Raw genomic sequence first — 11,136 nt, 5'->3', positions numbered from 1 at the left:
CCCAACGACGAACTCGCTGGAGAGCTCGCCCAGTTGCAGGGCGCGCTCAAGCCGGCAGAGGTCGCCGAGTACCTCGACGTACACCCCGCGACCGTCTACCGCCTGATCGCCAACGGCCAGCTGCGCACCATCCGAGTCGGTAGCGGCACTAAGCGCCGTACCGGCCTCAAGGTCCCGCAGTCCGCCGTCGTCGAGTACCTGCGTGGTTCCAAGGTCGCCCCGACCGCCACGGAGGTGGCCTGATGACCAGCACCACCGCTCTCCCCACCGCCCCGCTTCCGCCGGCCGCCGTCGACGCCCTGCGCTCGTTGGAGCTGCGCATCGCCGCGGTCCGCTACCGGGATGCCGCCGAGCACTGCCAGGCCGCGTCTGCCGCCTCCGACTTCGACGGTTGCCTGGCCGCGCAGGATGAGATGCGGATGTGTCGATGCCAGCTGGAGGCCGCTGGCCGCCTCGACCTGATCGAGGTGGCGGCATGAAGCGCCCGTCGCGCCGTGAGATGAGGGAGCTGGCTGAGGACCGCGAGAAGTGCGCGGCCCGATCCGCTCGGAACGCTGAGTCCGCGAAGGCCGCCGCTAACGACCCGACCCTGTCGGAGACGACAAGGAAGCAGGCTGCGGCCACTGTGCCGATCGCCCTGCGCCACGCTCAGGAGTACCGCGAGGAAGCCGAAGCACTGCGCGCCGGCCGCATCCCCGGGGAGGACTGGTGAGTGCCCGCGAGATCCTCGCCGACTTCCCGGCTGGTGGCCCGCGCGGCAGCTGGCCGGCGGAGGAGCGTGCCGCGCAGCTGACCGCCTCCGGCACCCCGGCCACCGTGCGCATGGACCTCCCCAACGACCGGTTCATCGTCGTCCCGGCTGGTGAGCAGCGGTGAGCGCCGAGCGCGATCGTCTGCAACTGCTGGGGGCGAAGGCCGAGGAGATTGTGGCCGGTCTGCCCGCGTGGGATGGCGAGTCGCCGGCGGTGCTGGTGACGGTTGTCGACCCGGTGACCCGGCTGCGTCTCGGTCACCGGTTCGTACCGGCCGCTGCGGCGCCTGGTGCCCGTCACCTGCATGTCGTGCGGGAGGCGTCGTGACCGACGCCGAGCGCCAGCGCATGCACAAGGAGCTCGCCGAGAAGAACCGGCAGTCCTCCAACCCCCGGCCCAAGTAGGGCCTCTGATCCGCCGCGGGCGGGGATGACGTTCCCCCACGGCCTCCGCTCGCGGCTTCCCACCCTCTCGCCCCCTGAAGGGAGGCATCATGCTCGCCGACGACCCCCGCCTGAGCCCGCTGTGGGCCGGCCGCCGCGCCCCGTTCCAGCAGTTCCAGGATGCGCTCGGTGGGCTGGCCGGCGCCTACGACCTGCGTGACGGCCGCAGCGACGACCCGACGTCCCGGGTGTCGCTGTCGACCGACGACTGGCACGGCTGCCCGATCGTCCCGGCCCGCCGTTTCCCGGTCTCGGCGTTCGACGACCTGCTGCTCGCTGTGCAGCTGCTGGCGGCCCGGCAGCGCGCCGAGAACCGGGCGTCGGGCTGGACCGCTCAGGTCGACGCCGAGCGGCGGGCGGCCCGCTGGGAGTGCTGGCAGGCCCGCGGCACCGACCCCGACACCTTCCGCGCCGGGCTGCGTGACGGCCTCGCCGAGTCCGCCCGGCTGTACGGCATCACCCCCAACGACCTGATCTGACGCACCAACCATCTCATTCCCGCCCACCTGACCAGTGAGGAACCATGCCCACGCTCACCCTGATCACGTCTGCCCCGTCGTCGGATGCGGCGTACCGCACCGCCCTGATCCGCCGGTATCTGTCCGCCGGTAGCCGCCGTGTCCGGCAGGCACTGCTTGCCGAGGCGGCCCGCTACGACAAGGCCAACCCGGGCGCCGCGCTCGTCGACGAGCTCGTCGGCTCCGCCCTCGGCGACGTCGCCTGACCCCCTGATCCGCCGGGCGGGTCCATCCCCCTGCCCCGCCCGGCACCCCAGCTCTCCCATTCGCCAACCCGAGAGGAACTCCCATGTCTGACCGCAACGACGGCGGCTTCGTGACAACGGAGCGCACCGGTCCCGACGAGGTCACCACCGTGATCGTCACCAGCGAGGGCGCCACCGCCCACCGCATCCCCGGCGGCCTCACCGAGGACGACCTCGTCGACTGACCGGCCGCCCATCCGAACCCACTCGAAAGGAGGGGCCATGAAGACCTTCAGCACCATTCGCTCCGCCGCCCGCCGCTTGGACGTGTTCGCCGTCGTCGAGAAGCTGCTCACCCTGGCCGCCCTGGTCCTGGTCGCCGTGACCGTCGGCGGGCAGCTGGGCCACATCCTCGGCCTGCACGGCAAGATCGGCGTGCTGGTCGGCTGGTCGATCGCCATCGTCTACGACGCGCTGTGGATCGGGTCGCTCCGCATGTCGGAGGTGGCGATCCGGCAGCGGTCCACGGTCGGTATCGCCGTGATGATCGGCCTGTCGGTGGTGGCCGTGGGTACGTCGACGGCGACGCTGCTGATCCTGGGGCATGCCAAGGTGTTCGCGTTCGTGCCGGTCGCGGCGGCCCTGTTCATGGGGCTGCGACTGTTCGCGGGGAACGTCCTGGCGGATGCCGAGACTGCAGCGGTGATCGCGGAGCAGTCCGCTGAGGACCGCAACGCCCGTGCCCTCGCGGCGGCCGGCGCCCGCCACCTGCGCTCCGAAGCCACCACCGATGTGCTCACCGAGACGGCCGGGCACCGCGCCGAGATGGAGCGGCAGATCGCCCGCGCCGACGTGCTGACCCGAGCCCAGGCCGAGATTAACGAGGCCCGCTCCAAGGCCGAGAAGCGGCTGGCGAAGTCTGAGGAGAAGCACGGCGCGGCGGCCCTCGCGTTCGCCGGGCGCGACCTGGCGCTGGCCGTCTCACGCCCCGCCGTGACGGCCGGTGCCGTCACACCCGTGACGGACCGCAGTGTCACGGGTGTCACACAGGTCAAGGCGGAAATCGAGGCCGTGACGCCACCCCCCGTGACCGTGGATGAAACGGACAGTCAGGAGGGCGTGGCGCAGGCCCCCGTCGAGGGCGCGATGACGCTGCAGGACCTTGCCGATGTCGCGGGCGTCGAGACCCCCGAGCCGGGCGTGACGCTCACCGACGAGCAGCTCGAAGTCGTCCTTCGCTGGCTGCGCTACGCCATGGAGCCGCCCCGCTCCTACCGGCAGGCGCAGAAGGAGTTCCGTGCCGCCGGCTTCATCGGCGGGGAGCACCGGGTGCGCCGCATCTGGGGCGAGATCGAGACCCGCGAGGCCAGCGTCCCGGCCAACTGAGGCCAGTCCGGCACCGCCAGTGAGGCCCAGCACCCCCACGGTTCTGGACCTTGCTGAGACTGCCGGAAGCAGTCCGAACCACAAACCAGCAGGTCAATCCCGGTGAGTGACCCGGTGAGCGGAACCCTCGCAGACCCGGCAAGCAGACCCGGACCACCCAGCAGAAGATCCCGACCGACAAGGAGGCATCCATCGTGGCGACCGCCGACCGCCCGTCCCGCAAGGCCCTGCGGCAGGCACGCTCCGCCCAGTTCCTGGGCGAGCGCCGCCAGCAGGCTGAGACGAAGGGACCGTCCGCGGTCCTGGCGGTCGCCATCGATCAGCTCCGGTCGGCGATCTCCCAGCTGCCCGACGCCCGGCAGGCCGACGCCGCCGAGAAGGCGACCCAGACGCTCGACCAGCTCCGTCAGACCCTCACCGAAAGCTAACGGTCCGTAATGGCTCAACGGATGGCTCAAGCCATCCCAAGCCGATCCAACGGACCCCAACGCGCCCGCTCGCGTGCACGCGCGCGCGAGGAAACCACTAACTCACCGTAACCGCAAGGGGGTACCCCGAAATGCCCGTCATCGACGCAGGGATCTCCGCCGCAACCGGCGGAACCTGCCTGGGAGCGGCCGGCGTGCTGTACGTCGCCGACCGACTCCCCTGGATCAACAAGCTCGCCGCGAAGATCAAGAGCCCGCAGATCCAGACACTCCTCGTCCTCACCGCGTCCATCGGTCTCGTCTCCACCCCGGCCGGGCAGCTCATCAATCAGGCCACCACCGCTGTCGACGGGTTCGTCGACGGACTGGCAGGGGAGTGGACCGGCTTCGGCATCATGTTCGCCGTCGCCACGGCCGCCCTGATCTGGCTGGTCAGCGACTTCATGAGCGGCGTACAGACCCGGACTCTGATCCTCGCCGCGCTGGTCCCGCCGCTGACCGTGATGATCCCCGGCAAGCTCGGCGACCTGGCCGCCTCCGCGCTCGGCTTCATCGCCACCCAGGTCGGATCCCTCGTCATGTGGCTGATGGGGGGCTGACCGTGCTCGGTCTCATCCTCCTCTTCGCCATCGCGTGGGCCGCCGCTCGGGGCCTGGAGTCCGCCTTCGGTGAGGTCTCAGAGAAGCACAAGAAGCGCATCAAGAAGGCGTCGGCGAAGAAGGGTCGCCGCACCGGCGCCAAGCTCGCCGCCTGGGGCGCCACCGCCGCAACGGCAGCCGGTCCGTTCTGCAAGGGCTTCGTCCGCGGCTGGAAGCGCGAGTGGCCCAAGGCGAAAGAGCGGGCCACCGAAAAGCTGCGCCGCAAGCCAGAGCCCGTCGAGAGCACGAAGCCGGAGCCGTCACCGGCCGTCCCGGCAGCGGAGCCCATCCCTGAGCCCGAAGCCCCTGCCGGGGGCGACGGCCGAAAGCTCGTCCTGATCAAGAACGACACCCAACCCGACACCACCACAGGAGACCCCATGGCCCTCGCCACCATCCCCGAGATCACCGGCGTCAACACCCTCAAGTCCGCCGTCGCCCGCTTCGCTTCCGAAGCCACCGTCACCGCCGAAGAGGCCGGCGCCATCGCCCAGCGCGCCGCCGACCAACTCGCCGCCATCGAAGCCGCCATCGAGCAGGCGACCGCCCTCGAATTCGGCGACGACGACGGCACCCTCGGCGAGCTCGCCGCCCTGCGCGACCAGTACGCCGCCGCCCTCGCCGCCGCGCAGGCCCTGCAGAAGGCGGCCGTCGACAACGCGGCCATCGCCGCCCAGTCCTCCAAGAACATCCACACCCGGCACGGCGGCATCCAGGAAGCCGTCGCCTCCACCGGCGGGCGCATGGCCTCCAAGCAGGCCTACACCGCCGACGTCTGATCCCGCCCGCGGCCCCGGCCACCTGTGCCGGGGCCGCCCCACCCTGAGACTTCCAACCCGCAGGAGTAGCAGCCGCCATGCCGAAGACCACCATCGTCGAGAAGGTTCCCGCCGACGAGCAGACCCGCCCGGCGGTCGGCAAGCGCGGCTCCTCCCGCAGCAAGAAGACCAAGGCCGCCCGGCGCGCGATGCGTGTCGCCTACCGCACCCGCCGCGGCATGGCCCCCCTCTACGCCACCGCCCTGCAAGCCGCCGCCGGCACCGTCCTCGCCCAGCCCGACGACGGATGGAAGACCGCGCTCGCCGCCACCGCGGCTGGAGCCGTCACCACCGTCGCCTGGGGCCGCTGGAACGCTCGCATCGGCAAGAAGCGCCTGCGCAAGCGCCTCCCGACCCGGGCCGACTTCCTCGCCGCCGCCTCCGCCGTCACCACCGGCGGCGGCCTCGTCACCGCCATGGCCGCCACCGGCGGCCTCCAGCCCGGCAGCAGCCCCTACCCGGCGCTCACCGTCGCTTGGGGACTCGGCCATGGCATCTACTGGTGGCGCCGCGGCAAGAAGACCGCCGCGCCGGCGCCCGCGCTCAGCAGGCAACTGCAGGACTGGCAGGACAACGTGGCCTGCTCCGACGGCCCGCTGCCTGGCTCCAAGCTCGTCGACGTCGTCACCACCGACTACGGCTGGACCGCCGTCCTCGTCCTGAAGAACGGCACCTGGCGGAAGGCCGTTGCCGCCACCGCAGACATTGCTGGCGCCCTCGACCTGCCCGAAGAGATGGTGCAGATCGAGAAGGCCGTCGGCCAGTCCGCCCGCCGCGCCATCATCGCCGTCTTCGACCGCAACCCCCTGCAGGACGGCACCACCTACCCCGGCCCGCAGATCCTCAACAAGACCACCGGCCAGGCCGAAGTCGGCATCTTCTACGACGGCAAGCCCGCCCGCTACGCCTTCTGGAAGCCATCCGGCCCCGTCCACACCGTCGTCTACGGCGCCACCGACGGCGGCAAATCACGCTTCCTCGACATGCTCCTCGGCACCGAACGCCACAACGGCATTGTGTCGATCGTCTGCGACCCGCAGGGCGGGCAGTCCCTGCCCCGCTGGCGTGAAGCCGTCGACTGGTACGAGGACACCGCCCAAGGCGGCCTCGCCCAGCTGTTCGCCATCCGCAACATCATGTACGAGCGTTCGGCCCGCTACTCGATGATGGAGTGGGTGGACGCCAAGGGCCGCAAGCTGCGCGGCCGGGATCACTTCGTCGTTGGCGACCCCGACCCACTGATCTCCGTCACCATCGACGAAGCGCACCGCGTCCTCGCCCTCCCCGGCGCCGTCGCGCTGGTCCTCGAGATCGTGCTGATGGCCCGCAAGTGCGGCATCAAGCTGCGCCTCGTCTTCCAGGGCCCCAAGGCCAATATGTTCGGCGCCGGCCCCGAATCCACCGACATCCGCGAGCAGTTGCAGTCCGGCAACACCGTCATGTTCCGCACCGCCTCCGCACTCACCGACTCCATCGGCCTGCCCGGCTGGGAAGTCAACCCCAGCCAGCTGCCCATGTACTGGCCCGACGGCACCTCCACGGCCGGCCTGGGCTTCATCAAGGGCCCCGACAACCGGCAGGCCCAGTTCCGTGCCCACTTCGACCGCGACCCCGCCCACTGGGCCACCACCGGCGCCACACCGACCCTGGAGCGCTCTGCGGCAGCCGTCGCCGGCAAGGCCTACAGCGAGCGCCTGGAGCGCCTCGCGGCCCGCCTGCGGGGCGAAAAGCCCGTCCTGCCCGACGACGCGTTCACCACGGCCGCTGACTCGACACAGCTCGCCCCCTCCAGCGACCCCATCGCCCAGGCCGCAGCCGCCATCGAAGCCGAAGCCCCCGCAGGCACCGACGACCGTGTCGCCGCGTTCCTCGCCGAACGAGGCCGCCCTGTCGGCCGCAACACCATCGCCCAGGAAACCGGGCTGACGGTCAGCGCCGTCAAGAACGCCCTCACGCGCCTCAAGAACAAGGGCCAGGCCATCGCCGTAGACCGCGGCATCTGGGCCCACCCCGACCACGCCGACAACCCCGCCGACACCACCGACATCGCCGAAGCCGCCTAGGAGACCCAGTGACCGTCCAGCCCGACCCGAAGCTCGTTGCCGCTGTGGAAGAAGCGATGAGCCCGCCCACCTACTACCGCGACGACAGCCCGCTCCCTCCCTACGGGCCCACACCGCCCGTCGAGCAGCCCGGAATCCCGCCGATGTCGCAGCGCACCACCGAGACCGCCCGGGCCGTCATGTTCTGCAGCCTCGCCACCGTGCCCCCGGGCCTGATTGCGGTCGCGGTGATGGTCGCTTCCGAGCACGCCAACCCGACCGTCATCGGCATGATCTGCGCCGCGCCGGCCGCGATCGCCGTGCCCATCCTGGCCGTCGCCCGACTCCTCCGCGGTGCCAAGGACCTCCCGCCCGCCGAGGTCCACCACCACTACGCCGGCCACGTCGACCAGCGCACCGTCCACACGAAGACCACCGGGCTGTGGGCCCGGACCAACAACCAGCAGTAGAGAGGACACTCGAACCATGGGATACGCGTGCTACGAGATCACCCGCAACGGCGAGAAGATCGAAGCCGGATACAGCGTCGAGACCGTCTGTGAGGAGGACGGCTGCACCGAGCAGATCGACCGCGGCCTGGCCCACCTCTGCGGCGCTATGCCGGGCGGCGACGAGTACGGCTGCGGCGGCTACTACTGCAGCCACCACCTCTACGGCGGCATCGGCCCCGCGGAAGGGCTCTGCAAGCGCGACTCCAAGCGCTGGGAGGAGGAGAGCGAGGGTGCTGTCAGTGGCGCGTAGGAGACTCGCATCGTGATTGGACAGAGCGTCAAATGCGGCTGTGGCCGCACGATGACAGCCGATGGGCGCCGCGGCCGTGGAGCGTTTCGATGCGGATGCGGCGCCCGGATCGTTATCGCCGAGGCACCCACTAAGAGCGCGGCCTGTCAGGTCGACGACTGCCGGACCGCCTCCGTGACCGGTGATCGGATCCGGCTCTGCTCGGATCACCGTGATGAGATCACCATGGTGCTGGCGCAGGACATCGCCAGAACCGACCTGAAGCATCTCGTCGGGCTACAGGAACGTGGCGCCGGCCGATGGGAGCCTCCCGTCATTCCTGTGTATGCAGGGCCGGAGGTCGGGCCTAGCGATGCGGCGGTCGTCCGGGAAGTGCCACGGGCTGGCCGTCACGATCCCATCGTGTACTTCCTGCGGAACGGCGAGCGCGTCAAGATCGGGACCACGACGCACCTGGCGTCTCGCATGGAGTCGCTCTCCCTCCGGAAGACCGACGTCATCCTCGCTCTCGACGGCGGTAGGGAGTTGGAGGCGCTTCTCCACCGTCGCTTTCGCGCCCATCGGATTGGCAACACCGAGTGGTTCAACTTAGCCGAGGAGATCAAGGACTTCGTCGCCGCAAGGCGCAAGCCCCTCGACACCTGATCAGCGATCTACTTGCAATACCCCCTGACCTGCTGTAACACTAAAGGCGCCTGAGCGCACTGCGCCCAAAAACCACACGAGCCCCCGTTGCCATTCGACGGGGGTTTTCGCATGTCAGGGGGTGTGATGAGTCGTATCTATGACCTGTACCCCCAGAACCTTCTGACGCCTTCACAGGCCGCGGAGTACGCAGGGGTCAGTGAATCGACCATCCGGCAGTGGGTGCACCGCGGCCTCCTCGAAGCCGCGTTGCCCAGTCAGGGCCGTGGCGTCCCTGCGCTGTACAACCGGCCCGACCTCGACGAGGTGAAGCGGATCCTCGCCGAACGCGAAGCCGCCCGCGCCGCCTGAGACCCGGACGCCGCCCGGAGCCCGACAGAAGTCGGCCCCGTGCTGGCCAGCCCCGGTTAGAACCCGGAGGGCGGCGTCCGCCTGATCGTCCCGTCGTTCGTGCCGGTCCGGTCCCGGACGGCGGGGCTTCCAACGCGCCGCGCGGCGCCCATCCTGAGGAGGCCGCGTGGCCAACTTGACGCTCACCGCTTCGAATCAGGCGCTCGCCTGGCTGTTCGGCCTCTCCGCGACCGGCCCGTCCGGTGACCTTCAGGCCGCGCTGGTGACCGCGGCCGGTACCGCTTCGGCGGCCGGTACGGAGGTCACGGGCGGTTCCTACGCACGCCAGGATCTGACCGTCGCCGCACCGACCGGCGGCGCCACCTCGAACGCGGCGGAGATCGTGTTCGCGGGAATGCCCGCCTGCACCGTCGTCGGCGTGGAGGTGTGGGACTCGGCCGGCACGCCGGTGCGGTTCTGGTTCGGGGCACTCGACACGCCCCGCACCGTTCTCGCCGGGGACGATGTTCGCTTCGCCGCGGGTGAGCTCGACTTTTCGCTGAGCTGACGGGGGGCCGAGCATGCCGCTCCTGTCCACCCTCGTCGACTCCTTCAACGATGGCGTCCTCGGGCCCGAGTGGGGCAACTCCTACGGCGGCACCACCGAGACCGGTGGCCGGGCCCGCGTGCCGTGCACCACCGGATACGCGGGCTGCCAGACCGGCTACGCCTGGACACTGGCGGGCGCATCGTTCTTCGTTCAGGTGCCCACCACCCCGGACCCGACCGGCGCGACCGCAGAGGCCTACGCCGCGATCACCGTGCAGGGAACGGTCGAGGGCACCCGCGTCGGGTTCATCATCAACAAGGTGTCCGGCATGCTGCGTTGCGTGTCCGAGACGGGCTACTGGGACGACGACGCCGTCGAGATCACCTACGATCCGGTCGCGCACCTGTTCCTGCGGCTCGCCGAGGACGGCACCGACCTCACCTGGTCCACCAGCCCGGACGGCACCACGTGGACGACTCGGCGCACCCTCGCCACCCCGGCCTGGATCCCGGCCGACGCCGAGCTGTGCGCCCTCGACATGAGCGCCCACCGCGACGGCGGCACACCGGACGTCGCCGAGTTCGACTACTTCAACACCCTGTCGGACGCGGGTGTGTGGGACGTGTCCGCCACCCTCACCGCCACCGCGGCCCTCGATGTCGGGGCGCCCACCGTGTCCGCGCGCACCTCCGCCACCCTCACGGGCACGGCCGGGCTCGACGCGGCAGCGGGCGTGTCCGCGCAGTTGTCGGCGACGCTCACGGCCGAGTCCACCCTCACCGCCCACGCGGGCGCCGCACCGATCCCGGAGGTGGCCGAGTTGTCCGCCGGAGACTGGGACCTGTACATCGAGCAGGGTGCGACGTTCCTGCAGCGTTTCACCGTCGACGACGACCCTGACTTCACATGGGACGGCTGGGAGGCCCGCTCACAGATCCGCTCCGAAGCCTCGGCGAACGGCGAGCTGCTCCTCGATCTGACCGACTATCTGACGGTGGACGGTGCGGAGATCCGCATCGCGATCCCTGCCAGCGTGACGGAGACGCTCACTCGGAACGGCCGCTGGGATTTGGAGGTCGCCAACGGGGCGACGGTGGTGCGGCTGCTGAACGGGCGGGCGATCGTGTCGCCGGAGGTGACCCGGTGAGGATCATCGTCAGTGGCGAGCGGCCCGCCGATGCGATCACCGTCAACGGCGGGCAGCAGTCCCGTGTCGTCACGGTCAGCGCCGGGCTCGTGTCCAGCGTCAACGGGCAGACGGGCGGCGTCACGCTCACCGCGGAGACGGTCGGCGCTGATCCGGCGGGCAGCGCGGCAGCGGTACAGGCCGTGGCTCTCGCGGCGGCGACCGACGCGCAGACCGCGGCCACCGACGCCGCGGCCACGGACGCCACGGCGAAGGTCGCGGCGCACGTCGCCGCCACCGACCCACACGGCGACCGGGCTTGGGCGACCGGGCAGTTCCTGCCGAAGGCCGGCGGGACGCTCGCCGGGGCGCTCACCGCGAACGCTGGCCTGGACGTCAACGGCGGCATCACCGCCGACGACACCGTCCGGGCCGCCTTCCTCAAGACGACCTCGGCGACGCAGCATGCGGTGACCATCTACCAGGCGTCGACGACGGGCGTCGATGTGGCCG

Annotated in this window: 19 protein-coding genes and 1 pseudogene; all 20 read left to right on the top strand. The window is 70.7% G+C overall.

Going from position 1 to position 11,136, the window contains the following annotated elements; translation table 11 throughout:
• Nucleotides 1–243, top strand: a 243-nt coding sequence (locus IE153_RS40780) for a helix-turn-helix domain-containing protein (protein ID WP_229829437.1), incomplete at its 5' end; no start/stop codon positions are given.
• Entirely contained in the window at nt 243–479 is a 237-nt protein-coding gene (locus IE153_RS40775; protein WP_189594723.1) for a hypothetical protein, read from the top strand. The genes IE153_RS40780 and IE153_RS40775, both read left to right, overlap by 1 nt.
• Nucleotides 476–712, top strand: a complete 237-nt coding sequence (locus IE153_RS40770; protein ID WP_189594722.1) for a hypothetical protein — start codon at nt 476–478, stop codon at nt 710–712. Before IE153_RS40775 ends, IE153_RS40770 begins: the two co-directional genes overlap by 4 nt.
• Nucleotides 709–876: a DUF8839 family protein gene (locus IE153_RS40765; RefSeq protein ID WP_189594721.1), complete on the top strand. Its 168-nt coding sequence runs from the start codon at nt 709–711 to the stop codon at nt 874–876. Before IE153_RS40770 ends, IE153_RS40765 begins: the two co-directional genes overlap by 4 nt.
• A complete protein-coding gene (locus IE153_RS40760; protein WP_189594720.1) occupies nt 873–1,079 on the top strand; it encodes a hypothetical protein in 207 nt (68 codons plus the stop codon). The genes IE153_RS40765 and IE153_RS40760 overlap by 4 nt, the downstream gene beginning before the upstream one ends.
• A 166-nt stretch (nt 1,080–1,245) precedes the next feature.
• Complete coding sequence (locus IE153_RS40755) at nt 1,246–1,674, top strand: hypothetical protein (RefSeq protein ID WP_189594719.1); 429 nt, start codon at nt 1,246–1,248, stop codon at nt 1,672–1,674.
• A 44-nt stretch (nt 1,675–1,718) separates the two neighbouring features.
• Nucleotides 1,719–1,919: a hypothetical protein gene (locus IE153_RS40750; RefSeq protein WP_189594718.1), complete on the top strand. Its 201-nt coding sequence runs from the start codon at nt 1,719–1,721 to the stop codon at nt 1,917–1,919.
• Between the two features lie 83 nt (nt 1,920–2,002).
• The gene (locus IE153_RS40745; RefSeq protein WP_189594717.1) at nt 2,003–2,143 is read left to right on the top strand and encodes a hypothetical protein; all 141 of its coding nucleotides are present in this window, start codon (nt 2,003–2,005) and stop codon (nt 2,141–2,143) included.
• 37 nt (nt 2,144–2,180) lie between these two features.
• Nucleotides 2,181–3,284 (top strand): hypothetical protein, encoded by a 1,104-nt coding sequence (locus IE153_RS40740; RefSeq protein ID WP_189594716.1) that lies wholly within the window; start codon nt 2,181–2,183, stop codon nt 3,282–3,284.
• 194 nt (nt 3,285–3,478) lie between these two features.
• Nucleotides 3,479–3,712, top strand: coding sequence for a hypothetical protein (locus tag IE153_RS40735; protein ID WP_189594715.1), 234 nt, complete (start codon nt 3,479–3,481; stop codon nt 3,710–3,712).
• Between the two features lie 131 nt (nt 3,713–3,843).
• Entirely contained in the window at nt 3,844–4,311 is a 468-nt protein-coding gene (locus tag IE153_RS40730) for a hypothetical protein (RefSeq protein ID WP_189594714.1), read from the top strand.
• 2 nt (nt 4,312–4,313) lie between these two features.
• Nucleotides 4,314–5,129, top strand: coding sequence for a hypothetical protein (locus tag IE153_RS40725; RefSeq protein ID WP_229829436.1), 816 nt, complete (start codon nt 4,314–4,316; stop codon nt 5,127–5,129).
• Nucleotides 5,130–5,206: 77 nt separating this feature from the next.
• Nucleotides 5,207–7,231 (top strand): hypothetical protein, encoded by a 2,025-nt coding sequence (locus tag IE153_RS42525; RefSeq protein WP_189594712.1) that lies wholly within the window; start codon nt 5,207–5,209, stop codon nt 7,229–7,231.
• Nucleotides 7,232–7,239: 8 nt separating this feature from the next.
• Nucleotides 7,240–7,680: a hypothetical protein gene (locus IE153_RS40715; RefSeq protein ID WP_189594711.1), complete on the top strand. Its 441-nt coding sequence runs from the start codon at nt 7,240–7,242 to the stop codon at nt 7,678–7,680.
• Nucleotides 7,681–7,696: 16 nt separating this feature from the next.
• Nucleotides 7,697–7,972, top strand: a complete 276-nt coding sequence (locus IE153_RS40710; protein ID WP_189594710.1) for a hypothetical protein — start codon at nt 7,697–7,699, stop codon at nt 7,970–7,972.
• Nucleotides 7,973–7,984: 12 nt separating this feature from the next.
• A complete protein-coding gene (locus IE153_RS40705; RefSeq protein WP_189594709.1) occupies nt 7,985–8,617 on the top strand; it encodes a GIY-YIG nuclease family protein in 633 nt (210 codons plus the stop codon).
• Nucleotides 8,618–8,743: 126 nt separating this feature from the next.
• Nucleotides 8,744–8,968 carry a helix-turn-helix domain-containing protein gene (locus tag IE153_RS40700; protein WP_189594708.1) on the top strand — a complete coding sequence of 75 codons (225 nt, stop codon included), beginning with the start codon at nt 8,744–8,746 and terminating at the stop codon, nt 8,966–8,968.
• A gap of 166 nt (nt 8,969–9,134) precedes the next feature.
• Nucleotides 9,135–9,515: a phage tail fiber protein gene (locus IE153_RS40695; protein ID WP_189594707.1), complete on the top strand. Its 381-nt coding sequence runs from the start codon at nt 9,135–9,137 to the stop codon at nt 9,513–9,515.
• A 13-nt stretch (nt 9,516–9,528) separates the two neighbouring features.
• Nucleotides 9,529–10,644, top strand: coding sequence for a hypothetical protein (locus IE153_RS40690; RefSeq protein WP_189594706.1), 1,116 nt, complete (start codon nt 9,529–9,531; stop codon nt 10,642–10,644).
• Nucleotides 10,641–11,136: pseudogene (locus tag IE153_RS40685) on the top strand (hypothetical protein); the annotation flags it as partial. The gene IE153_RS40690 and the pseudogene IE153_RS40685, both read left to right, overlap by 4 nt.

This window comes from Streptomyces massasporeus, from assembly GCF_014648995.1.
GTDB lineage: Bacteria > Actinomycetota > Actinomycetes > Streptomycetales > Streptomycetaceae > Streptomyces > Streptomyces massasporeus.
This window is presented reverse-complemented; position numbering and strand designations above follow the sequence as displayed.